The 23,555-nt window shown below is 56.9% G+C and carries 24 protein-coding genes and 1 tRNA gene; 9 read left to right on the top strand and 16 right to left on the bottom strand.

Features of this window, described 5'->3' with window-relative positions:
• Positions 1-62 precede the first annotated feature (62 nt).
• From IB277_RS13780 to IB277_RS13755, 6 genes are all read right to left on the bottom strand, one after another.
• Positions 63-776 carry a nitroreductase gene (locus tag IB277_RS13780; protein WP_192371095.1) on the bottom strand — a complete coding sequence of 238 codons (714 nt, stop codon included), beginning with the start codon at positions 774-776 and terminating at the stop codon, positions 63-65.
• 483 nt (positions 777-1,259) lie between these two features.
• Positions 1,260-1,880, bottom strand: coding sequence for a glutathione S-transferase family protein (locus IB277_RS13775; protein WP_192371094.1), 621 nt, complete (start codon positions 1,878-1,880; stop codon positions 1,260-1,262).
• A 97-nt stretch (positions 1,881-1,977) separates the two neighbouring features.
• Positions 1,978-2,406 (bottom strand): CBS domain-containing protein, encoded by a 429-nt coding sequence (locus IB277_RS13770; RefSeq protein ID WP_192371093.1) that lies wholly within the window; start codon positions 2,404-2,406, stop codon positions 1,978-1,980.
• A 12-nt stretch (positions 2,407-2,418) separates the two neighbouring features.
• A complete protein-coding gene (locus IB277_RS13765; RefSeq protein WP_192371092.1) occupies positions 2,419-3,819 on the bottom strand; it encodes an amidase in 1,401 nt (466 codons plus the stop codon).
• A complete protein-coding gene (locus tag IB277_RS13760) occupies positions 3,820-4,938 on the bottom strand; it encodes an iron-containing alcohol dehydrogenase (protein ID WP_192371091.1) in 1,119 nt (372 codons plus the stop codon).
• A 41-nt stretch (positions 4,939-4,979) separates the two neighbouring features.
• Positions 4,980-6,089 carry a VOC family protein gene (locus tag IB277_RS13755; protein WP_192371090.1) on the bottom strand — a complete coding sequence of 370 codons (1,110 nt, stop codon included), beginning with the start codon at positions 6,087-6,089 and terminating at the stop codon, positions 4,980-4,982.
• Positions 6,090-6,449: 360 nt separating this feature from the next.
• Between IB277_RS13755 and wrbA the strand changes: the two genes are divergently transcribed.
• Positions 6,450-7,070, top strand: coding sequence for an NAD(P)H:quinone oxidoreductase (gene wrbA, locus IB277_RS13750; RefSeq protein WP_192371089.1), 621 nt, complete (start codon positions 6,450-6,452; stop codon positions 7,068-7,070).
• A gap of 87 nt (positions 7,071-7,157) precedes the next feature.
• On the opposite strand, the gene IB277_RS13745 is transcribed toward wrbA, so the two are convergent.
• The 6 genes from IB277_RS13745 to IB277_RS13720 all read right to left on the bottom strand — a co-directional run bounded on the left by IB277_RS13745 (position 7,158) and on the right by IB277_RS13720 (position 13,138).
• On the bottom strand, positions 7,158-8,063 hold the full coding sequence (locus IB277_RS13745; protein WP_192371088.1) for an MBL fold metallo-hydrolase: 906 nt from the start codon (positions 8,061-8,063) through the stop codon (positions 7,158-7,160).
• A 384-nt stretch (positions 8,064-8,447) separates the two neighbouring features.
• Entirely contained in the window at positions 8,448-9,359 is a 912-nt protein-coding gene (locus IB277_RS13740; protein ID WP_192371292.1) for an intradiol ring-cleavage dioxygenase, read from the bottom strand.
• Between the two features lie 24 nt (positions 9,360-9,383).
• Positions 9,384-10,448 (bottom strand): maleylacetate reductase, encoded by a 1,065-nt coding sequence (locus tag IB277_RS13735; protein ID WP_192371087.1) that lies wholly within the window; start codon positions 10,446-10,448, stop codon positions 9,384-9,386.
• 70 nt (positions 10,449-10,518) lie between these two features.
• Positions 10,519-12,120, bottom strand: a complete 1,602-nt coding sequence (locus IB277_RS13730) for a 4-hydroxyphenylacetate 3-hydroxylase N-terminal domain-containing protein (protein WP_192371086.1) — start codon at positions 12,118-12,120, stop codon at positions 10,519-10,521.
• The gene (locus IB277_RS13725; RefSeq protein WP_246805965.1) at positions 12,117-12,548 is read right to left on the bottom strand and encodes a nuclear transport factor 2 family protein; all 432 of its coding nucleotides are present in this window, start codon (positions 12,546-12,548) and stop codon (positions 12,117-12,119) included. The genes IB277_RS13730 and IB277_RS13725 overlap by 4 nt, the downstream gene beginning before the upstream one ends.
• On the bottom strand, positions 12,548-13,138 hold the full coding sequence (locus IB277_RS13720) for a flavin reductase family protein (protein ID WP_192371084.1): 591 nt from the start codon (positions 13,136-13,138) through the stop codon (positions 12,548-12,550). The genes IB277_RS13725 and IB277_RS13720 overlap by 1 nt, the downstream gene beginning before the upstream one ends.
• Positions 13,139-13,355: 217 nt before the next feature.
• On the opposite strand from IB277_RS13720, the gene IB277_RS13715 reads away from it, so the two are divergent.
• The 3 genes from IB277_RS13715 (at position 13,356) to IB277_RS13705 (ending at position 16,030) form a co-directional block, all read left to right on the top strand.
• A complete protein-coding gene (locus tag IB277_RS13715) occupies positions 13,356-14,300 on the top strand; it encodes a LysR family transcriptional regulator (protein ID WP_192371083.1) in 945 nt (314 codons plus the stop codon).
• A gap of 159 nt (positions 14,301-14,459) precedes the next feature.
• Entirely contained in the window at positions 14,460-15,389 is a 930-nt protein-coding gene (locus IB277_RS13710) for an MBL fold metallo-hydrolase (protein WP_192371082.1), read from the top strand.
• A 362-nt stretch (positions 15,390-15,751) separates the two neighbouring features.
• Positions 15,752-16,030 carry an HU family DNA-binding protein gene (locus IB277_RS13705; RefSeq protein ID WP_192371081.1) on the top strand — a complete coding sequence of 93 codons (279 nt, stop codon included), beginning with the start codon at positions 15,752-15,754 and terminating at the stop codon, positions 16,028-16,030.
• A 4-nt stretch (positions 16,031-16,034) separates the two neighbouring features.
• On the opposite strand, the gene IB277_RS13700 is transcribed toward IB277_RS13705, so the two are convergent.
• The gene (locus IB277_RS13700; protein WP_192371080.1) at positions 16,035-16,301 is read right to left on the bottom strand and encodes a BBE domain-containing protein; all 267 of its coding nucleotides are present in this window, start codon (positions 16,299-16,301) and stop codon (positions 16,035-16,037) included.
• 137 nt (positions 16,302-16,438) lie between these two features.
• On the opposite strand from IB277_RS13700, the gene IB277_RS13695 reads away from it, so the two are divergent.
• The 4 genes from IB277_RS13695 to IB277_RS13680 all read left to right on the top strand — a co-directional run bounded on the left by IB277_RS13695 (position 16,439) and on the right by IB277_RS13680 (position 19,954).
• Positions 16,439-16,933 (top strand): thermonuclease family protein, encoded by a 495-nt coding sequence (locus IB277_RS13695; protein WP_371813606.1) that lies wholly within the window; start codon positions 16,439-16,441, stop codon positions 16,931-16,933.
• 149 nt (positions 16,934-17,082) lie between these two features.
• Positions 17,083-17,158: transfer RNA gene (locus tag IB277_RS13690), tRNA-Ile, on the top strand.
• A gap of 407 nt (positions 17,159-17,565) precedes the next feature.
• Entirely contained in the window at positions 17,566-18,279 is a 714-nt protein-coding gene (locus tag IB277_RS13685; RefSeq protein WP_192371078.1) for an NYN domain-containing protein, read from the top strand.
• 607 nt (positions 18,280-18,886) lie between these two features.
• Entirely contained in the window at positions 18,887-19,954 is a 1,068-nt protein-coding gene (locus IB277_RS13680; protein ID WP_192371291.1) for an ABC transporter ATP-binding protein, read from the top strand.
• Between the two features lie 675 nt (positions 19,955-20,629).
• Here the strand turns inward: IB277_RS13680 and IB277_RS13675 are convergent.
• Positions 20,630-21,499: a LysR family transcriptional regulator gene (locus IB277_RS13675; RefSeq protein WP_192371290.1), complete on the bottom strand. Its 870-nt coding sequence runs from the start codon at positions 21,497-21,499 to the stop codon at positions 20,630-20,632.
• A gap of 107 nt (positions 21,500-21,606) precedes the next feature.
• Between IB277_RS13675 and IB277_RS13670 the strand changes: the two genes are divergently transcribed.
• The gene (locus tag IB277_RS13670; RefSeq protein WP_192371077.1) at positions 21,607-22,596 is read left to right on the top strand and encodes a zinc-dependent alcohol dehydrogenase family protein; all 990 of its coding nucleotides are present in this window, start codon (positions 21,607-21,609) and stop codon (positions 22,594-22,596) included.
• 203 nt (positions 22,597-22,799) lie between these two features.
• On the opposite strand, the gene IB277_RS13665 is transcribed toward IB277_RS13670, so the two are convergent.
• Entirely contained in the window at positions 22,800-23,186 is a 387-nt protein-coding gene (locus tag IB277_RS13665; RefSeq protein WP_192371076.1) for a DUF983 domain-containing protein, read from the bottom strand.
• Between the two features lie 46 nt (positions 23,187-23,232).
• Positions 23,233-23,541, bottom strand: a complete 309-nt coding sequence (locus tag IB277_RS13660) for a 4-oxalocrotonate tautomerase family protein (protein ID WP_192371075.1) — start codon at positions 23,539-23,541, stop codon at positions 23,233-23,235.
• Positions 23,542-23,555 lie beyond the last annotated feature (14 nt).

Genomic DNA, 23,555 nt, shown 5'->3' with positions numbered 1-23,555 from the left:
CACGGGAGCGTGATGGCTTTCACTATCCACGTCCTATACGAGAGCGGTCAAGATCCCAGGGCTCAACTCACGAAGGTAACGAACTCTTCGATGCCGAGCTTGTGATTGGTCATGTTGTTCTCGGCCAAGCTGTTGTCCGCGTAGCCCAGGGAGAGGCCTGCGACCACCATATCGCTATCTGCGAAACCCAGTTCCTCGCGCAACATGTTGTGCTGTAGGGACCAGATCTGCTGCGCGCAGGTATCCAGCCCGCGAGCCCTCGCGGCAAGCATCAGATTCTGCAAAAAGCAGCCATAGCAAATGAAACTAGCCCACTCGAGCTTGCGATCCATCGTAAAGATCATGCCGACCGGCGCCTCGAAGAAGCGGAATTGCCGTTCCACATCCTTCAGCCTTCCGTACTTGTCGCTTCTCAGGACGCCGACTGCATCGCCGAGCTGCCCGCGAAAAAGATTGAAGCGAGAGATGAACGGGTCAGGAAGCGGCTGCGGAAAGAAGGGGTATTCAGGGGCGAGCTTGTCGGGACCAGCGCGGAAGATATCCACCGCCTTGGTGGTGATGCGGTCGCGGGCATCCCCAGTGAGAACATGGCACTTCCAAGGCTGGGTGTTACTTGAACTGGGCGCGTAACGCGCCGCATTGAGGATGTCGCAGACGGTGTCGAGAGAAACGGGGTCCTTCAGAAAGCCTCTCTTGGCCCTTCTTTCAGTCATGACCTGGTCGACGACCGCCGACCTGACGACAGCACTTTCTTCCCATTTCGCGTTAGCATGCATGACAGCTCCCCTTTCGTTTTTCTGAGCTGAAAGAAGACTATTCCGTCTCCTCGTTTTTAGAAGTTTGTCCGCTTGTACGCATGGTCCGAAAGAATCGAACGATCTCGATCGTTCTTCATAGCAGTGCTGGAGGCTTTGTTTCTGCCCGACCTCTCCATGGAAAAAATCGACATTTCGTACAGGCTCTGTAGACGGGACACGCGTCATGGCTCCCAGCAATCATGGTGCTGACGTCGACAAACGCCGGCTCGATGCGCTCCCGAATTTTCGTTGGGGCCGAGCCGATTCGTAGTCGCGATCTTCCGGTCGAATGCAGCCGCCTCGCTAAGAAACGACCTCGTGGGGCGAATTTCTTCAGCCACCGACCCGGCCAGAAGGGAGTGAAGTGACCGACAGGCAGGTATTCGCCGTGCTCGCCCTGGTCCTGCTCGGGTGCGAAACAGGTGGGTCTGCCGTGTACTCGCGTCGAGACCTCGCGTGGTGCTAAGCGACTTGGTACTGACTTTTTTCGAAAATCCCCAAGAAGCCGGGTTGGGATCTCACTTGATCGAGCCACAAATGGATGTGGGGAAAACGACCCATGTCGAATTTCCCCTCGTGCGCTAGTGAGACGTACGGGAAGAGGGCAAGATCGGCGACTGTGTATTCGTCACCAACCAGCCAATCATTCCTGGCGAGCCAGCGATCCAGCTTCTCGAGCCCGATATACCCGTCGGCATGAAGCCGTTCGATCTGCTGGGACATTTTGTCGGCGATGCCGCGGATATGATACACGCGCGCCAATGGTATCGAACGCTGCAGGTCTCCCTGCTCAAAGAACATCCATCCGACGATCTGGGATCGTGTATATGGATCTGGGGGCAAGAGTGCCGTTCCTTCCGCCAGGTACAACAGAATTGCAGCGGACTCGACGATCGTACGTCCATCATCTAGCTGAAGAACGGGGATCCGACTGAAGCGATTGAGCTTGTAGAACTCGTCGGTTTTGGTTTCTCCCGATTCCAGATCGAGAGTGTGTCGTTCGAACGGCTTCCGCAATTGGTTCAGCAAAATCCTTATCTTCCATGAATTGCCTGAAAAGCGGCTATCATAGAGTTTAAGCATAGGCTGGCCCCTCACCGATTTTGATGAACGACTCCCACCTTAGACTCGCGCTTTGCGGTTTGGCAATCAGAACAACGCTTTATCCCAGCTACGTTCATCAACCTGCGATGTACGAGCGAATGTACTCCGCTTCGTATTCGATCGCTCTGATGTGATGACGCAAAACGTCTCCGATCGAGACGATGCCAGCAAGGCGACCGTTGTCCTGCACCGGCAGGTGACGCGCCTTGTGGCGATTCATCGTCTCCATCAAGCCGTTGATGCTCGTCTCCATGGTGCAGCAGTAGACGTTTTTCCACATCACCTGCTGGAGATCCGCGGTCAACGCCTGCGAGCCGTTCCTTGCGATGACAGACACGACGTCCCGTTCCGTGAAAATGCCTTTGATGGTATTCCGTTCGTCGACCACGACGATTGCCCCAATGTGATTATCGTGAAGGACACGGCAGGCGTCCGCCACCGTAGCCTTAGGCGGCGCGGTGACGACCACGCATCCCTTCTCTTTCAGAATTCCTTGTACTGACATATCCTTTTTCCTCTACGAACCTACCTTTGAGCCGCTCCCCGGCGACAGTCGCAGGGCCGACGTTACAAGGCCTTCAATCTCGGTCGCGGCTACCAGAAGGTCCTCGTCGCAGCCACGCTTCGCTACGATCTGCAGGCCGACCGGCAGACCGTCATTCCCGCAAACCTGTATGGGAAGCGAAATGGCCGGAAGCCCCGCGAGGTTGAAGGGCGCTGTGTAAGTCATGAGAGCCTCTCGGATTGACCCCTTCCATTGACCGATGATGACTTCTTCCGCTCCAATGCGGGGAGCGACGCAGGGGCATGTGGGCGTGATCAAGACATCAAAGTCCGCGATGACCCGTTCGATATCCCCTGTGAACCGACGCCGGCTCTCCTGGCAGTTCGCGTATTGGGACAGCTCCACCGAGGCGGCGAGCTTGAGGCGGGACGCGGTTTCCTGTTCGTAATTCTTTGTGATGAATGCGAGATCATGTCGGCGAAAATGCTCGGCGCCGCCCTCGGAAAGCACTATTCCCGCGAATGATGCGAAGCATTCGTCGAAGAGGCCTGCTCCGTCCAATTCAACCGCGTCATGCTTCGATCGCAAGTTCGCGCATGCCGCGTCAAAGGATTCAGCCACTCGAGAGGCGAGCGGAACCTTGCCGATCTGCCGAAACACTCCGATGCGCTTCCTTCGCGGTGAAGCGCCGGCCTCGCTGTCGATCCCAAGCGGCCTGCAAACGCGGGCTACATCGTCAACGGCCTGGCCCAAGACCCCGACGTGGTCGAGCGAGATCGCCAGGGGGAACACCCCCGCCAGCGGCAAACGTCCGTAGGTTGGCTTGAACCCGACCACGCCACATAGAGCGGCCGGAATTCTTACCGATCCTCCGGTATCGGTTCCCAACCCCGCGCGGACCGCGCCGTAGGCCACAGCGGCCGCCATACCGCCACTCGATCCGCCTGGTATTCGATTATGGTCATGGGGGTTGAGCGTGTCGCCGAAAGCCCTGCTCGACGTCGTAACACCCCAGGCGAACTCATGAGTCGTCGTTTTTCCGACGACGATAGCACCATTTTCTTTTAGTACTCGAACTACCTCGGCGTCGTTTCTGGGCACATGGTCCACATGGACGATGGAGCCATATCTTGTCGAAAGGCCACCGGTATCGATCATATCCTTGACGGCGATGGCGATCCCCTCAAGCGGACGAGCTCGGCGCTCACGGTAGCGGCGTTCGGCGTCGGACGCCGCAAGGCGCGCGCCGCCCTCGTCTATCTCCGCAAACGCATTGACTTCCGCTTGGCAATTGCGGGCATAGCATATCGCGTCGTCGATGACGTCCAAGGGAGATATGCCGCCGCCGGCGAGTTCAGTCAGCAGTCTCCCGATCGACGATCTGCCTCGGTCTGCTTGTGTGCGCGTGAGCATTTACCAGAGCCTTTCCAGCAAGTCCGTAAGCCTCTGCGCGGCCCCCTCCCCGAGATCCGCGACCTCCCGCGGATAGTTCTCGGCCAGGAGCGAGGCCACCGACAACAGCTTGTTACGATCGAAATTTAGATCTCGTAGACGGGCGGGAAGGCCGAGGCGCGTGACAACGTCTTCGATGTCTGCCGAAAGCTTCGAAGCAGCGTCTATCCCGGAGACCGCATCATTGAATATGCAGAGCTTCTCGCCGTAAAATGCCGAGCACGCACGTATCACCGGCGCAAGGGTGACGCACGACGTCACGCTGTGGGGAACTCCGTAGGTGCCACCCAATATGTGACCTATGCGGTGGCTCAGGCCATATATCACCGAAGCGGGGAAGAAGTAGCACTGCCAGGCCGCGAGCTGGAGCTGGAGGAGGTCGTTCAGATCGACTTGGTGTCGCTGGAGCGCCTCTTCCGTTTCGACGTTCGCTGGCCATCGACTCAGAACGCCAAGAAACCGGCGGACGCCGCTGGCCGCCAATATTGCGTGCGGATGATCTGACCCAATCAGCCGCATCCCTTCCACGGCATGGTCAATGCCCTTTATTGCGGATGAAAGCAGAAGCGCCCTCGGCGTCCCTCTGATCAGTTCGGGGTCCACTATCACGACTCTAGGCACCGTGGCCTTGACAGCATAGCTACGCTTGAACTTTGTCTCGCTGGCTGTCTCGGTGATCCCGAAATAGTGCGAAAACTCGGAGCCCGACAACGTAGTAGGCAACGCCGCAATGGGGAGATACGTCCCATGCTTGGTATGGTGGAAATGTGAAACAGCCTTGGCAGCGTCGAGAACCGAGCCACCACCTACTGCGACAATCGACTTCGCACCGCTGGCTTCGCAGGCGCCTAGTCCCTGGCTCACCGCGAAATCGGGAACATGGGGAGGAAGATCCAAAAAGGTCCCCACGTTATCTGGCAGGTTGGGGACCACGAAGGACCTTCTAAGCGCGTCAAGCGGATCGACTGTGAAGACGATGGGCTTCTCGATGCCGGATTGGCCGAGCCGAGCTAAAGCATCAGCGAGAATCCCACGGCCCCAGATGACATTGTCTTGCGGAAGAAATTCAATCTTTTCCATCTCTGAAATTGCTCCAGCTTGGTGGGGCCGTGAGGCCAATCTCAACGAAGCACGGGCACAGGGGCCGGCCGATACGCCAAATTGCGCTCGATGGTTCGGCGGTCCTTTTCCAAGGTTTCCGGGAGGCAGAGCTTCTGGCCGAGGCTGGCGGGGTCCTCATCGACCGTGAAGCGATTCGGCGTTGAGAGTGCGCAGATGTGACCGTCCGGGTCGCGGAAATGGAACTGCTTCGCGTAAACGGTATCCTGGATCGTGGACACCTCAATGCCCAGCCGGCGGAATCTCGCATGCTCCTCGCCTAATGCGGCATCATTCTCTACTTCGAGCGAGAAGTGATGGGAGAGACCCGTGCCAAGCCGCCCCGGCTTGTATTCTGGCAGGCCGAAGAACGTCAGAACCGAACCGGGCGAGAGATCCTCGTCGCATGCGTAGTAGAAGTGCGTTCCGCCGCGCTCGTCGAGATAATCGGTCTTCTTGATCAGCCGCAACCCCACCTTTTCGACGAAAAAATTCTCTGTTCGCTCGGCGTTGCTGGAAATCGACGTAATGTGGTGAAATCCCCGAAGCGCGAAGTCCGCGGTCACGTCAGGGACCGGTTGAGGCCAGGTTTCCGCTGCGACTTGAAGTTCGTCGCGTCCGCCGATGAGGTTCTCCTTCGGCTGCGGACGGTATCCGGAGCCGAGCACTGCTTCGTCATGCCCAAATCCGGGCTCGGTGGTCGCAATCTCGATGATCGCCCCGTCGGGATCGCGCAGATAGATGGCGTGGAAGTAGTGCCGATTGTAAGGGCCGGTCACCATCACGCCGTGGTCGGCAAGACGGCGCTTCCATTTCAACAACCCGTCGCGGTTCGGGACATGAAGTGCTAGATGATGATTGGTTCCTGCGCCCCAGCGCCCTTTCGGGTCGCCAACGCGCGGGTTAGCGACGCCGTCCTGGGTCGCGTCCTGCTCGATGAAACCCGTCTCCGGCATCATGTAGAAGATGGGATTCCATTCGATATAGGTGATGGTCTCGGTCCTCCGGTGCTCGTCTCCGTACTGATGGAAACCAAAGGTAACGACCGGCAGTCTGGCATCGTGGTGATGAACGGTTCTCTTCACCACGGGAAGTCCCAAGACCCTTCCGTAGAATTCCTCGATGCGCTTCATGTTCGAAGCGACGAAGGTTTGGCTGCTGACGCCTCTTATTACCATCTGGTTCATGTTCCACCTTTGCGATTTATCATTCTGCATCGGCCGCGTGAGCTCGATCGACAGAAGGCTAGTTCGTGGCACAGACTGATGAGAAGCTGCTGCTCGAGAGACGGAGCGTCCAAATCCATGGACGGTTTGTCGTCACACGGTCGAGCCCTGCGGTTCCGTCGCACCTGCAGGCTATTGAAGGTCAGCGTCCAAAATCTTGGACACACGTTCCATCATTCACCCGCTTTTGAGCTGGCCGCGCTTCGGCCATTTCTGCGCAAACGCTGCGGCGATTGCTTCAGCGCTAACACTTGCTGGAGACAGGAAATGACGAAACCGAAAGTGCTGATCGCGTTTTATTCACGCAATGGCTCGACCGACATACTCGCGAACGCGATCGCCGAGGGTGCGGTCCAGGAAGGAGCCGAAGTGCGTCTGCGGCGTGCCAGGGAGCTCATCAGCGAGGACGTGATGTCCCAGGTCCCAGGCTGGCGCGAAAACGCGCGTGCCATGAATGAGAAATACGAGGCTCCGACCGAGGCGGACGCCGAATGGGCGGATGCTATCATATTCGGCACGCCGACCAGGTTCGGTTCAATCTCATCCGAGCTCAAGGCATACATTGATAGTCTGGGTGGGATTTGGTTCCAGGGCAAGCTTAATGGAAAGGTCGGATCCGTATTCGGTTCGACATCGTCAAAGCACGGCGGAAACGAATCGACCCTGCTGTCCATTTACACGCCGATGGCCCACCTCGGCTTGATCATCGTGCCCCTCGGCTACGCCGATCCTGCTATGTTCAAGGCGGGAACTCCGTACGGAGCAACGCACGTCTCGGCTCTCGACAGCCTCAAGCCCGACGAGGATCACCTGGCTGTTGGCCGGTTCCAGGGACGTCGTGTCACCTCCGTAGCCCGCGGCCTCCTCAACGCCGGCGCTGCGAACTGAGAAGTGACGGCACGCTGGTACTGCCCAGCGTGCCGTCACAGGTGACTGTATGACGAGGAGAACTGACGTTTCGCCTTGTGCAAACTTTCAATGTTCCCAAAACGCGGGTACCCACCGGTAGCCTTCGCCTGCGATCGCAACCCGGCACACTGATGGGAAAGATAGATGAGTAGCCAACAGCGGCTCCCCGGTTGCCGCTAGCTCACGAAGGAGGCGGGTACGGACGCGGACCGCCTCCTCGGGATCGTGCTCGAAGCCGTTGTGCCATTCAAGGTGATCAAAACCGTGCGGGAATACCGCATCTCCCGCAAAGGTGAGTCTGTCGTCGCCGGAAGCCAGGCGGACTATACTGTGCCCAGGGGTGTGCCCACCTGTTCGAGTAACGACCATTCCCGGGACGACCTCGCAATCGTTTTCGAAGGTCTGAAGCTTGCTGCCGTACTGCGCCAGGAAGCGCTTGGCGGCTGACCTGATCAAGTCGGGCAGTGGACCCGGCATGGTAGTCCGCGAGAAGTCGGGCGACTCCCAGAACTCGGCCTCCGCAGCCGCGACGTGGATGCGCAGGTCCGGACGGAGTTGGTCCTTAACGCCGTCTACCAACAACCCACCGATGTGGTCGAAATGCATGTGCGTGAGAACGACGTCCGTAACCGATGCCAGATCGATTCCGGCGGACTCAAGTCGATAGCCCCACCGGCCTGTTCTGGGAAAACCAGGAAATTCCATCCCGAGGCCGGAGTCGATGAGAATAGTCCTATCGCCGCTGCGAACGACAACTTCATTCAAGGCCCAATCCATCACCTCGGGCTGAAGCCGGTCATGCAGCCAGGCCGTCCGGACTGCGGGATCGGCGTTGGTCGCCATGACTTCCGCCGGTATCGATATGACGCCATCACTTAAAACGAGCACGTCGATATCGCCGACCTGCAGCGCGTAGCGCGAGGGAACCAGTTCGTCTGATCGTCCGGTGGATGAAGTTTTGTCCAAGCCCATATCTGCCTCCTGCTGACCGATCGTCCGCGGACGTGTTTCTGCCTGTGATTAACGCTAGTTGGTGCCCAAGAATATCGTTCTCAGCCACGATCCAGAGTCTACGGCGAGGCTTGGCAGCGGTCGATTGATCCGGCGCACAGGGGAGCCTACACATAAGCATAGGCAAGCCTGTCCTTCTAGCCGACCGCGCTTTCGATTTTCGTGTGAAGACAGACGTACGTGAAGTTCCCCCGAAGCCTTTCCACAAATTTGCAGAAAGCTTTGCTGCGCGAATATGTGCTCAGCAATCCACGACAAGTCGACCACTCCTCGGAAGCCACCTTCGATCCACTCTCAGCCGGCACAGGCCGGCATAGCAGGCGTCAATGCGACCGGCGCCCTCCTTTATTTCGCCGCGGGCGTCAGAACGAAGTCCCAGTTGACGAAGAAATAAGGACACGATTGGTCAACGTCTTTCAATCCTAGCCGTTCGGCCTCGTCCGCAGTGTGAACTTCTTTGAAATGAGCAATCAGGGACTCCCTGACTCCGAAAACAGCGTCTTCGCTCAAATAGCTGCAGTCATCTGGAAAGATATGCGTGACCACGGGATCGTAGCCTGGCGCGCTAACGATGAAGTGGATGTGGGCCGCTCGGTTCGGGTGGCGGTCAAGCTGACCCAATAGCCTGCCGACCGGCCCATCGTCTGGAATCGGATAGTATCGGGGTTTCGCTGAGCGGTACCAATAGGTACCGTCATCGTCGGCCGTGAATACGCCGCGCAGGTTCCAATCGGGTTGGATATCCTTTTGTTGGACGTCGTAGAATCCGTCATTATTCGTCTGCCAGACATCAACCAGAGCACCTGGAATAGGATTACCATCCAAATCCGTCACCCTGCCTCTAACGACGAGCGGTTCGCCTTTGCCGTCCAGGCATATGTTGGCTCCGTTTCGGTAGCGAGGTGCTTCGGGAACATAAAATGGGCCGAGCACCGTGTTTTCCGTTGCCCCCGAGGGTCGGCGATTATTAATGGTTTCGACCAGCATCGAAACTCCGAGAACATCGGAAAGGAGTATGAACTCCTGCCGCCAGTCGGTGCATTTATGGCCAACCGCTGTAAGGAAATCGATCGCCTGCTGCCACTCTTGATGTGTCGGTTCTATCTCTTTTGTCAGCGCGTGCAGATGCTTCACGACTGCTGACATGACCAGCCTCATCCGCGGACTTGCTCCGGATCCCATCCGTGCGTTGACTGTTTCAACGGAGTTTTCCTCGGTAAGGAAGCGAGTTTCCTCACTGGTCGAAGCGGGTTTCATGTCCATTCTTTGTCCTCCAACTCTTCAAGTGCTTGCAGGGCGCAATCCGCAATGTGCACGCCTTAGCAGCTCCGTCAGACCTTGACGGTCCAATGACCGCGGATTTTTGTAGGGTTTGTCGAGAGCCGCAGTGACCGCTTGCTCGATGCCAGCCGGGGGCATCCCCAGCTCCCTTAGCGCTGGTTTGACCCGAAGCGTGTGGTTGAGCTCGTACAGACACTGCGCTGGATCGGGTCGCCTGAAAATTTCGCTTAGCTTATCGATGACTTCGGGAATTGCCGGAGCGTTGTACGCCAACACGTGAGGTAGCAGCGCCGCGTGCGTCTCGGCGTGCGGCAAATTAAACAAGCCGCCGAGGGTGTGGCAGAGCTTGTGGTGAAGAGACATTTCAACTGACCCGAGACACATTCCGCTCAGCCACGCTCCGTAAAGAGCTCTCTTCCTTGCCACCTCGTCGTTTCGAGTGTCCGACAATAGTGATAAGGCGTCATACAGGGAGCCGATCGCCTCAACGGCAACCAGGCTCACGACCGGATTTCTGTTTTCGGCGTAGAGCGCCTCGACCGCATGCGCCATCGCGTTCATCCCGCTGGCTACGGCGACGTCTCTCGGGAGAGTCTCGGTCAGGTCGGCGTCGTAAATAACGGTCTCCGGCTGAATCCTTGGATGAGAGCGGGTTACTTTCTGGCCGTTTTCCGTCTCGCCGAGGATCGGCGTCATTTCGGATCCGGAGTAGGTCGTGGGAACGACTACTTGCGGAAGGTCCGTTCGCCAGGCAATCGCCTTGCCTAACCCAATGGTAGAACCGCCACCAATAGCAACGATGCCATCAACACGCAGGTCACGCACCATCCGCATCGCCATTTCCGTGATCGACACGGGCGTGTGCATCGAAGCTTTCGAGAACACATCGGCGGCGACGGGGCCGACCGATTGGGCGCACTCTCTCACGAAATCTTCGTGTCCAGGCGTTGAGAGAAAGAGCGCGCGCTCTAAACCAAGCCGCTCCAATTCGCCACGGAGTGTTCTCACCGTTCCAGATCCGAAAATGACTCGGGCGGATACACCGCTGTAGGTGAACGAATACATTGGATGCTCCGGGCTGGCCGTTCCACAAGGAGAACGCGCCGGCACACAACGGGCGCCGGCGCGATTTTCATTAAGCAGCGTTGACGTTGCCACGCTCCGCAGAAGAACCGATATAGCCCTCGTGAACGTCCTGAGCGCGGGCGTATTCAGGCTGGAAGCGTACGTTGGCGTAGTGCGAGTTCTTCTCGGCTTCCTGCGCGCGCTTACCAAGTTCGGCGGTATCGCCGAAGCCGAGCACCTCGCGTGCGAGGGCGGTCAGCGGACCGTCCACGTGATACTCGGTACGCTGAAGCGTAAGAAGGTTGATAAGATAGAGCGGCGTTCCGTTGAACTTCTCGAACATCTCGTGGCGCGTGCCCCATTCCGTCAGGAAGCGTTCGCTGATCTGGCGGAAAATCTTGATCCGGTCATGCGCACTGATTTCCGCGCCACGGAGCGCATCGGCAAGCTTCGGACCGATGTAAGGATCGTCGAGCTCTCGCTTCGTCGGCTGAATCACGATCCCGCGGCCGCAGAACTCGATGAGCATGTTCACCATTCTCGGCTGATGCTCGAGATAGTGGGCACGACCGAAGTCGATGTAGATGTTGTTCGGCTTGAAAAGACCGCCCGGAGTGGCAAATCCCGTCTCTTCGGCAGCCAGCATGAAGGCCGTGCAAGTCTCACGGAATCTGATCATTTCGGCAAGCTGAGACTGAACAACCGGATTGTTGCTCGTCCCCAGGGATTGTGTAAGCAGAAGCGCGAGGCCCACCATCAACTCGGCATGGACGCAATGGCGGATCTGTGTTTCCAGATGGACCCAGTCGAACTGGCGCTGAGGATACCATTTGGCATGCTCGGGATTGCCGATATGCTGCACCTGCGACCACGGGATCAGAACGTCGTCGAAGTAAACCATGGCGTCGAGTTCGTCGCCGATCGTAGCAAGAGGACGATCGTAGGGGTCTGCGTCCGTTTGAACGCGGGATTCGCGTGCGACGACCGAGATGCCTTTGGTGGCGATTGGAACCAGGGCGTAGATCGTCTGCTCAGGTGTCTGGCCGGGCCGCCATAGATTTCCGATGAGGATGTGATTGACGAAGGGAACGGACGTTCCGATAGCCTTCCAACCTCGCACGAGAATGCCGTCGTCGCGCTCTTCAACGATGCTCAACATCGGCGTCTCGCTCAGTGCGTCGACCCGACCCCGGTCAAACTGAACATCGACGAACATCGGAGAGATGGCCAAATCCTTGCTTGTCACCTCGTCCCATTGACGTTGAATATTGCCCGACAGATCGCGTTGGCCGTTTTTGAAGCGGGAGTTATCGGCCCACGGCTGCTGATCATCCACCTGCGTGAACATCACGCAGTTCATCCCCATCGGGGGACGGGTGAAGATGCCGCCCTTGAAGTGACGGAACACGAAATCCGCGTATTTGCGCCGGCGAACTGCGTCTTCCTTGGTTCGGGGCAGAAACCAATGCATCGACTGGCGATTGCCTTTCTCGTCGATAAATGTCGCGATGTCTTGATTGGCGGGATCGAGATGCAGATCGTAGTATTCAGCGATAGCCTGGGCGTAGCCACGCGTCTTGGGATGGGTGGTAACATCGTCGATAAGCTCGCCGCCGACATAGACACGCCGGTTGTCGCGCAGCGATTCAAGGTATTCTTTGCCTGTTCTCATGGTCTTTCCTCTGGAGCGTTTGAATCAAGCTGTTTCTGGAACGTCGTTGCATCCCAGTAGTCTTCGCTGCGCACGATTTTGCCGTTCTCGAGAGTGAGAACCATCAGGCCGCGCAGGAAGATTTTTTGGCCGCGAGGGGGAACTGGTCCCAACGCGGCGCACAAGGTCGCAGTCAATGTGTACTGGACAGCGGCTCTTCCCTCATTGTCTGCGATGATCGAGCCGGGCTTCCATTCGGCGTCGGGGAACCAACCGAGAAATTTTTCAAGACCAGCCGCTATTGTCTGCGCGCCTACTTTCGGACGACCGTGCGCGATGTCCTCGTGGATGCCTTCGTCGGTATAAAGCGCAGCGACGTCGCTTGTGCGATGACTGTTGTAAGCCGTGTAGAGGGCCTCGACGACGGCTGTGGTGGCCGCGGCGTCCATCACGACAATACCCTCTGCATCGAAACACCCTGCATGTACTGCCCTTCTCCATAGAGGAGCGGCTTTTTGGCAGCAGGAGCGAGAACCGCCCGGACCTGTGCCAGAAGCACGAGGTGGCTGTTCACAACGAACGTCGTGTTTGCCCTGCAATCGAAAGTGATCAGCGAATTCTTGAGGACGGGCATCTGGATCCTGTCAGGAACATCCTCCGGCGGGATCACGAAGTCCTCGATGAATTTGTCCTCACGAGGTCTTGAGCAAAATTGCGAGATTGCCACCTGCTCATCGCTGAGGATGTTCACGGCAAAATGCGGGTGACGAGTGATATTGCTGGCGGTCACCGTCTCGCGATTTACACAAGCGATCAGCATGGGCGGATCCATGCACACCGGGCTAAAGGCGCTGACGGTCATGCCCCACGGGCGGTCATCGTGACGCGTCGTGATAACGGTGACGCCGCCAACGAATTTCCGCATAGCCGTTCGAAATGCCAATGCCTCCGGACCAGCATTAAGCTCCCACTGATTCACCGTTTCCTGAATATCTTTGAAAGACGAGGCGGGCGAAGTGATCTCATCCAAACTGCGCATAGCTCCTCCATTGCGCAAGCTATTTTCAGCTTCCACAGAAACAACGAGATTTGCATGCCGATGCTCAGACCAACAGACGGCTTACTTAATCTCTACTTTTGAACCCCAGATACTTATATTTTTTTGTTGACACAGATCTTACGTGGCTACCGTAATGTGTCCAATCGATTATTCGGAAGTTAATTATCCAGCCAGTCGATACATGGGAGGAGTACTTATGAACCTTCGGGGAGTGGATCTTAACCTGCTGGTCGTTCTCGACGCTTTGTTGCGAGAGAAGAGCGTCAGCCGTGCGGGGGAGATCGTCGGACTAAGCCAATCGGCGACAAGCGCGGCCCTCGGTCGTTTGAGAGACATGTTTCATGATCCGTTGCTCGTTCGCGTGGGTCGAAAGTTAGAGCTGACGCAAAACGCCGAAGACCTAGTGGAACCGCTAAGAGACGCCCTGAACAAGGTCCAAAAAACCCTTACGCAGCAAGGCAGCTTCAATCCACTGCAAGACGCTCGAAGCTTCACGATAAGCGCATCGGACTACGCTGTTTTGATCTTGCTCGCCCCCCTCGTCAAACGCCTGGAGGCAGAAGCGCCCCACGTCACGCTCCATCTCGTCCCACGTTCGCGAGACACCGAAAAGATGCTCCACGACGATCTTGTCGACGTCGTGATCGAGCCGAGCGAATTGCTTCCGGATAGCGACTTTCCGTCGGAACCTTTGTTGAGCGACCGATGGCTATGCGCTGCCGATTCTCAAAACCGGGCAGTTCGGGGGTCGGACCAGATATCACTTGATGCATTTCTCCATGCACCCCACCTTGTTTATGGCATCGGCCCTGATCGGCAGCTGAACCTTGCCGATCAGCATCTGGCGCGCGAAGGTGTCCGCCGTCGGATTGCCGTAACGCTCGAAAGTTTTGTTATGGTTCCATTCCTCTTGCGCGGATCGAATCTTATAAGCTTGGTCTTGGAGAGGGCGATCCGTGAACTTGGCGCGCCAGGCATTATCGGCGCGGAACCACCAATGTCCTTGCCGGATATCCATGAACGCATGTTCTGGCATCCCCGGCACACGAGTAATCTCGCGCACTGCTGGCTACGCGACTGCTTGCGAAGAACTGCGGCCGAAATCCAAACCGTCTCCGCGCTCAAAAGGCCGCAGGTTTGAGTTCGTAACGGGCGTGCGTGAACAGCGGTTGCAAGGGGAATCGTCGCTGTGTGGTGCGTACGCCACATACTCAGGTGTAGCTCGACCGCCCAAACACTCCAACCTAGACATCGTGATGTAGCCCTGATCGGCACCTCTCACGAGAATTGGAGCGACATAATGTCGAAGGTAGAAACAACCCCTCTTACGATGATCCAGCAGGACAGGCGGCAGCCCGACGAGTTGGTTCCGTCCCGCTACGCGGTGCGGGTGGGCGAGATTGAAGTCATCATAATCAGCGATGGCGTTCTGACGCCGCCAGCCGAATCGATGGCCACCAACGCCGATCCTGCAGCCATGGGGGCTTGGCTGGACGAACGATTCCTTTCGAAGGTCGCTTTTGATTGGGCACTGAACGCCGTAGTGGTGCGCAGCGGTAGCCAGACAATTCTCATCGACAGCGGAATCGGAGAGGAGTATCCGGACTTTCCACGGGCTGGGCAGTTTGTTCATCGACTTGAAGCCGCCGGCGTCGACCTATCGTCCGTGGCCGACGTAGTGCTGACGCACATGCACTTTGATCATGTTGGCGGTCTCCTCGTCGAAGGCGTCAAGGAACGGATGCGTCCGGACCTTCGCGTCCACGTTTCCGCTGCGGAAGCGAAGTTCTGGGAATCGCCCGACTTCTCCCGGACGGCCATGCCGCCTGCGCTGGCTGAATTGGCCCGCCGGGCGTCCGTTGAGTTCATGGACAAGTATCGTGAGCACCTGCGGACCTTCGACGAGCAGGCCGAGGTAGCGCCGGGAGTGGTTGTCTGCCGCACGGGCGGTCACACTCCAGGACACAGCGTGGTTCGGATCGCTTCAGGAGGCGAAGGCTTGATGTTTGGCGGCGACGCGCTGTTTCCTGTTTCGTTCGATCACCCCGAGTGGCACAACGGCTTCGAACACGACCCGGAGGAAGCGACCCGCGTTCGGCTGCGTCTGATGCGGGAACTGGCGGACACCGGCTCGTGGCTGGTATCCACACACATGCCGTTCCCCTCAGTGGGGCGAGTGGCAGCCTCCGGTGAACACTATCGTTGGGTTCCGGCTTGGTGGGACTACTGAACCGGGGCCCTGTCAGTCGGTCGTAGCGAGGTACGCTGCGATCGACCTGTTTCCGTGTTCAGCGGTTGTGCAACGCGCTTGCACTGGGGTGCTCCGAAATGCCATCGCGGCGGAGACGCTTATCGGAAGAATGCTGCTAAGCGCCCGAATGAGCCAGTCGATGAAGGCCCGGCCGCAAGAGCAAAGCCTTCCGGATGACCTGAGAGAGGTTCATGCACTTGACACCTGCGGAGCAGCTTGGATCCAACACTGAGATAAACCGACAATCAATTGTGGAAATCAGGTCACGGCACTCCACTATCCGGATGACTGGGAATCTCCAGCCTGCCAAATTCGGCGCGTTAACAAACGAGGGGGATCTCATGACAACGACAAACGAAATTGCGGAGAAGATTGCTACCGCCCACGGGCTGACGAAATCTCAAGGTAAAGCCATCGTTGAAGGAGTTTTCGCGGCGATTACCGCGGCAGCGACCGAGGGAGCAGAAACTTCGATCCCCGGCTTCGGTAAGTTTAAAGTGAAAGACACTCCGGAGCGGGAAGCTCGCAATCCGGCAACCGGACAGACCATCAAAGTGGCGGCAGCGAAGAAACTCAACTTTGCGCCCGCCAAAGCGCTCAAGGATGCTCTCAACAAGTAGTGGACTAAAGAGGCTCCGGCGACGCCGGAGCCTCACGCCTGGAGTTCTCAGCAACAAGGTAGAACCCACCAAACCACGAGCCTGCTGCGCTTGGCATCAACAGCGGGATAACGTTCTGGTTCATGCGGAAAAAATTGTTTGGATCATAAGCGCGTTTGACCGTTTGAAGCCTCGCGTAGGTTTCAGCATTGGAAAGCGTCACGAACAAGTTTTCACCCTCTCCGAAGCCGGGAGAGTTCAAATACAGCCGGCCGGTGGAATAGAGTTGCATATCGCGCCAGGCGTCGCGGACCCAGCCAATATTGGTATCGTCACCAGCTGCACGTTTTCTAAACCGATCGCAGTGCACATAGGCTTACAAACCGTTCCGCTTGCCACGCATAGGAGCCACTTACGTTGTTTAAGCGAATTGCACCCATTTTCGCAGCCCTGCTGTTGTTGCCTGCCTCGGCCTCAAGTGCGGACACGATAACGGGGCGTGCCTCCGTAGTCGACGGGGACACCATCGAGATCGGAGGGAAACGTGTACGGCTTCACGGCGTAGATGCGCCGGAAAGCTGGCAGAAATGCTTTGACGGCGATGGCGGCACTTATCGGTGCGGCAAGGCCGCAGCAAGCGCTCTGGATCAATTCCTTGCGGCCTCTCGACCAATCCACTGCGACGTGATCGACCGCGATCGATATCACAGGTTGGTCGGCGTCTGCTTTCGCGCCGACGGCAAAGAAGTTAATCGCTGGTTGGTCGAAAGTGGTAATGCGCTGGATTGGGTTCGGTACAGCCGTGGAGCCTATGGGGCCGCCGAGAAGACAGCGCGATCATCTAACATTGGTATATGGCGCGGCCACTTCCAACGCCCCTGTGAGGCGCGAGCGGAACGCTTTGGGCATACACTTGCGTGTTGAGCAAAACTCGACATGCTGAAAGGACCTCCAATCGCGAATGAGCTTCGGCGTTGTCTATGGCCGACAGGTTCACGCTGAATTCGGAAAGCCGAAATTCATCGCGTCGGGCTTGATCAATTACCGTGGAATCTCCTACAACCGTTTCCGTGGGGCCTGTAGCTCAATGGTTAGAGCCGTCGGCTCATAACCGATTGGTTGCAGGTTCGAGTCCTGCCGGGCCCACCATACCTGTTCATCGCCAGATAAACCCGGACCGTCGTCACACAAGTCTGGATTCCACATAAGTTCGGCCATCAAGGACGCTCTGGGCTTCATGTGTTGGAACGCATACGACGACAGGAAGCTTTTGGTAGAGAACGAGTCCGACGTCAGGAAAATGCTCTGGTGTTTATGGACTGGGGGCAATCAGAGGACGGCATCGACGAGATTGTCCTTCGTGTCCAGCACGTCGGATGACATCAATTTGGTGGCGTCAGTATCTATCGGCATTTCAGATAGATAGAGAATGTTTAATGCAGGCTATGCTACAAAAAATAAACCCCCGGCCGGAGCCGAGGGTGTGCTAGCGGCGTACCGCATCGCGTTGATAAGTTGTATATGAATCATGCAGGCGAGTTTGTCAAGGAAATCAGATGGCCAAAAGGTCCGCATTTTATATCGACGGTTTCAATTTGTATCACGCAATTGCGGACCTGAATCAGCCGTATCTCAAATGGTGTAACCTCTGGAAGCTTGCCCAGATAGTAATCCCTTCAAGGTCGGAAACTCTCGCAAAGGTTACATTTTGCACCGCATATTACCCTGGGGATGAAAAAAAGAAATGGAGGCACGAGCAGTACCTTCTGGCTCTCCAAAATTCAGGCGTGACGGTTGTGATGGGACATTACGTCAAGGAAGACTGGTCGTGCAGAACCTGCGATGCAACATGGAAAAAGCCAACGGAAAAGGAAACCGACATCAACTTGGCGCTCAGCCTATATGAGGATGGTGCGAACGATGTCTACGACAAGGCATACCTTGTTACCGCAGACTCGGATCAGGCAGCGACGGCAAAGTTCTTTAAGAGAGCGTTCCCTAAGAAGGAACTCATCTCTGTCGCGCCGCCTGGCCGAAATTTTTCCAGCCATATCGCGAGTATTGCGAGCGGAAAAATAGCTCTGAACAAAGACCATCTGGATAGCTCTGTACTCCAAGCCATTGTCATGGGCGACAGAGCGGCGCGTAGACCGAACGAATACGAGCCGCCGGTTGAATGGGTTCATCCTGATAACAGACCGCAAAAGAAGAAGGCAAGCGAAAGGGATAACGAGGAGGCGTCGGAGCACTCACACATCGATGCGAAATAGCTCACGATATCTCGTGCAGGTTGCGATCCACGATCTGAAGCGCAACGAATATGACTGAGGCGTATCTTGGCATTAAGCTTCATCCCCTATTCTCATGCCGATGTGAAGTATCTCGACAGGCTGCATAAGCATGTGTCGCTTCTTCAGCGTGAAGGCTCAATCGAAACCTGGAGCGATCACCAAATCGTCCCGGGTGCGAAGCTGGACAAAGCGATGATGAACGCCTTGCGATCGAGCGAAAACGCCGCCCGCTCACCTGCCGGAAGGAACACTTCAACCGGCATGCCAGGGTGCGCTGTACGAAGCCTCGCCGGTTAGCGAATTGGTCCACGCGTTCTGTTGGTAACCGGGGCAGATTCGGTGACGCGGGCTGTAGAGGGACAATCTGGCTGAGATCCCGTCTGATCTTGGTTGTCGCGCTCCACCAAATGTGCCCCGTTACCTCTGTTGTGAGCCGTGAGACGCCTAGCGCCCGTCGGCTAACTCCATGAGTCGAAACTTCAAATTTTGCTAGACGAAATAAACTCAGGCTTTTATTCCGTGACTTCGACTTTCCTGGCCACGCCCGATCAACCGAATGATCGCCAAATTTCACGATGCCATAGCTATGAGCAGGCTGACGATTGAAAATATACATAAGAGCTACGGCGAAATCGCAACTCTCAGCGGGATCAATATCGAGCTGGAGAGTGGCGAGTTCCTCGTCCTTCTTGGTTCGTCGGGTTGTGGCAAATCCACACTTCTGAACATTATCGCCGGCCTTTCCGAACCCACGAGTGGCGAAATCCGAATAGCCGACCAAGCCGTGACAAGGGTGCACCCTAAGGACCGTGACATTGCAATGGTCTTCCAATCGTACGCGCTTTACCCGAACCTCTCGGTGCGGCGTAACATCGGATTTGCCTTAGAGATGCGGAAAGTTCCTAAAGTGGAGCGCGATCGGGCGATCGAAGAGACTGCGCAAATGCTGCAGATCGAAGCCCTCCTCGATCGCAAGCCGAGCGAGTTGTCCGGAGGCCAGCGGCAGCGCGTCGCGATCGGCCGCGCGCTTGTTAGGAACCCAAAAATCTTCCTTTTTGACGAACCGCTGTCAAACCTCGATGCGAAGCTGCGGATGGAGCTACGCACCGAACTCAAACGATTGCACCAGATACTAAAGACGACCGTGGTCTATGTGACCCATGATCAAATCGAGGCTATGACCTTGGCCACCCGAATAGCGGTCATGCGGAATGGCAAAGTCGAGCAGCTGGGAACCCCAGAGGAAATCTACTATCGGCCTGCGACCGTGTACGTGGCGAGTTTCGTCGGTGCTCCACCAATTAACTTGCTGACGGCGCGCTGGGTGCCCAACGGCATCAAGCTCAACGGAAGCGATTTCGTACTGCCGTTCAACCGCGCGGCACTCGGTGCCGCCGCCGATGAAGAAGTAACGGTGGGCATTCGCGCGGAGGCTTTCCGTGCCAGCGCCGCGGAAGTCACCTTGAAAGCAGTGGCGGAGGTTACGGAGTTGACCGGGCCTGAGCTGATTGTAACCGGCAGGTTTGGAGATAGAGGCAAAATATCTGCATCCCTACCACCACACACCAAGATTGAGCACGGTGCAGTCGTGCCGCTCGGCATTAAACTCAGCGATGTTCATTTGTTTGATGCGGACGGCAGGAGACTGAACTGAAGGATTCGTTCACGATTTTCACACTTGGACCCAGGAAGGCCATACATGGGATGATTGCCGATCGGGGCGGAGATTCCAAAAGTATTGTCTGTAAGAACACGCACTATGTGTGCGTGGCGGCAGAAGCATCCCAAGATTGGCGTCATAGCCATGAGGGCTTGAAGATAATGCCGGCTATGGATTTGCGAGCAGAAGGTCGGGGACCAGAACTCGTACATGAAGGAATCCTTGCGCGAGCGCTGTCTCGTTAGACAGGAGGACTGTTCCAGGCTGCCCACTTGTTTGCTTAGTTGAGCGGGGTGGTGGCATCCTATTGTTCGTTCACTCCGGTAGGACGAACTCTCGACATCTAAAGGTTCTACAAGCGCGTACTGGCCCCGGCGACGAACAGGATGAGACAATCTCACCGTGACTATCGCCGCGCAGCTTGTGCGTGAGACCTTGGCGCCGTCTACGATCGGGTTATCTCGATTGCGCGCAAACGCGAGCGCGGTCGAGACGCATCCGTTTTTTGACGCCTTCGACGAGGAATCCGCCAACATGCTCAGCGTCCATGTGTGCCAGCGCTGCGGCGGTCAGTCACCGGTCAAACGAGACCTTCGAAAGCGACCCTTCCGCGTAGCCCGGATGAGGTTAAGTTGACGGCTGGGCTTGATGCCCACCTCCAATCACGGCTTAGCGAAATTCTCGCTGTTTTATTTGTGCTTGCTCACCAACAAACTGAATAAGAGCTCGTAGCCTTGGAAGCCGGCGGAGATCTTGATGATATCCGAGCCAAGTATCCCTTCCAGGAGGAGACTGCGAGACATCGATACGTTTCAAGACGTCCATCGAATCCCCCAACGGCCTGGGAAGAACCGCCATGCCTGCACCACCCGCGCATAACCTTGCCTGAACATCGCGGTTATTGCTTCGCATCGAAACGTTCGCATTGGGGAACCGGCCCTTAAGCCAACCTACGTCTGGCATGCTTCCAAATGCCTCGTCCATAATGACCATACTGAATCCCGTTCCTGTGCCGGGCGAAGGGTCGTCCGATCCTTTGGCGACATACAGGCCATAGGGAATATGCAGCAGCTTTCGCGAGATGACTTCCGGCTCTGTGAACGGCTTGATGCGGAAGACCAGATCCGCTTCGCGACGCGTAAGGTTCAAAAGTCTGGAGTCGGTGAGAACCTCGATGATTACGTTGGGATGCACACGTCTGAAATCTGCAAGGATGGGGGCAAGAATATGAATGCCGAACCAGTCAGAGCACGAGATCCGCAGGGTTCCGGACAACGTGTTCTCGGTGCCCGCAAGCTGGCGCTGGAGTGCCAGCGCCTCCTCCTCCATTCGTTCCGCGTGCCCCATCACGACGGTGCCCTCATCTGTCAGGACAAACCCGTCCGGTGTGCGCTGGAACAGTGAGTGGCCGACTGCGGCCTCAAGAGTCTTTAATCGTCTTCCCATTGTCGGCTGCGTCAGGCCCAACTTCCTCGCGGCCGCACCCAGCGTTCCCTCCCTCGCGATCGCAAGGAAAAGTCGGATATCGCTCCATTCCATCATCTTGTGGCTCATTCAAAAATGCATGATGAACATACAATCTATATGATATTCATTCGGAAAATTCCAATTCAAAGTGCTGACATCAACTGAAAGGGAGCATTCCTATGGGCACGATGAAAGCATTAGTTCTTGAAAATCATGGTACCGAATTCCGGGTGACGCAGATCGCGCGACCGGCAGCGGCCGAAGGCCAGGTGCTCGTCCGAATAAAGGCCAGCGGCGTCAATCCGTTGGACACGAAAATCCGCGCAGGAGCAGCCGCTCATGCCAGACATCCGCTTCCCGCAATCCTGGGTATCGACCTTGCTGGGATCGTCGAAGAAGTCGGCGCAGGCGTGACCAAATTTCGCCGCGGAGACGAAGTCTACGGCATGACAGGCGGTGTCGCCGGAGTTCAAGGTTCGCTGGCAGAATTTGCGGCCGTCGATGCACGTTTGCTGGCCATCAAGCCATCTCACCTTTCCATGCGTGAAGCGGCCGCTCTACCCCTCATTTTCATCACGGCGTGGGAAGGCCTGGTGGATCGCGTCGGCATCCGGGCTGGCCAGAAGGTGCTGGTCCTTGGTGGCGCTGGTGGCGTGGGACACGTAGCAGTTCAGATTGCCAAATCGTTTGGCGCGGAAGTCTATGCAGTCGATGGAGCCCGCAAGGCTAACTACATCAAGGGCCTCAATGCGACGCCGATCGACTACGCCACAGAGACCGTCGAGGAATACGTCGCCAAGTACACACAAGGACAAGGTTTCGACGTCGTCTACGACACCATTGGCGGCGCTGGCCTGGACACTGCGTTCAAGGCGGTCGCCCGCTTCGGGCATGTGGTTAGCTGCCTCGGCTGGGGCACGCACGCACTCGCCCCGCTCTCATTCAAGGCCGCGACATATTCCGGAGTATTCACACTGCTACCGCTGCTCACTGGCGAAGGCCGTGAACATCACGGGGACATCATGAGGGAAGCGACGCGACTTGCGGAAAAAGGCCAGTTGATGCCGCGTCTCGATGGTCGGTCCTTCACCCTCGAAAGTGTGATGACGGCTCACGAGCTGATTGAAGGTGGCAAGGTTGACGGAAAGCTCGTCGTCGACATCGCGTAACGGCCAGGGTCCCGCGTGTTCATGCGCGGGGCCCCTTTCTCTGCAACTCCTTCATATTTTACGTGCTCCGACGCAAGAAGGCCCCGCGCTGTGTTACCGCAAGTGATCTCGCGGTAGAGTCCACCTTTCTTGCGGCGTTGCCCTTCCCAGGCGGGGCTAATCCCGTTGGTGAACAAGCCTCTGCGCGGCCGCTAAGTCTTCATTCAACCTCGCCAGTCCCGATCAATTCTGCCCTCTTCGGCCTTGTGAAAGTATTGAGAGCATACGAGCCAGCCTTTCAAGGGCCTCAGCAGCATAACACAGGCTGCCGTGGTTAAAGGTAGAGTGGAAACCAGATGTACCCAGAGCGGCGGCTCGACTGTCAATTGGAACCACAGAGCGAAAGCAAGCGCCGGAACGGCGACAACAGTCATGGCGAAGAATGCGGGCCCGTCCGCAGGATCAGCGAACGAATAGTCGAGACCACAAACCTCACAAGAGGTAGCCAAGGACAGGAGCCCGTTAAACAGATGTCCCCGTTGGCAACGCGGACATCGCCCCTTGAATCCGGTGAGTGCAGGATTGGTAGTCTCGTTATAGTCGATGGTCATGTATCTGTTCCCTCACCATCGAAATCGAGATGAATGCCGTTGAAGGCTAGCTGACCTGGGTCGTGGGCGGCAGCGCCGCTGCGAACTCGTCACGAGACGTGGGGTGGCCGTCAATCATCTCGTAGACGGCCTTAGAACGGCCAAGGGTTTCCATTAGGGAGGATGGTCCGGCGAAGGGTTGCCCGCCAATGTGCCAGCCATCGGTGTGAAGCTCTTCTATCAGCACCCAGGTAACGGAGCGGAACGCCTCCGAGCCTTCGAACTTGACCATTACATCCGTGATCGCCTTCGCCAGCGCGTGTTTTTGGGTGCTTGTAAATACACCATCCACGAGTTTGATATTCACAAAGGGCATCGTATTCTCCTTTG

Source organism: Ensifer sp. ENS07, assembly GCF_014852185.1.
Taxonomy (GTDB): domain Bacteria; phylum Pseudomonadota; class Alphaproteobacteria; order Rhizobiales; family Rhizobiaceae; genus Ensifer; species Ensifer adhaerens.
The sequence above is the reverse complement of the archived record's forward strand: the minus strand, read 5'-3'. Positions and strand labels throughout refer to the sequence as shown.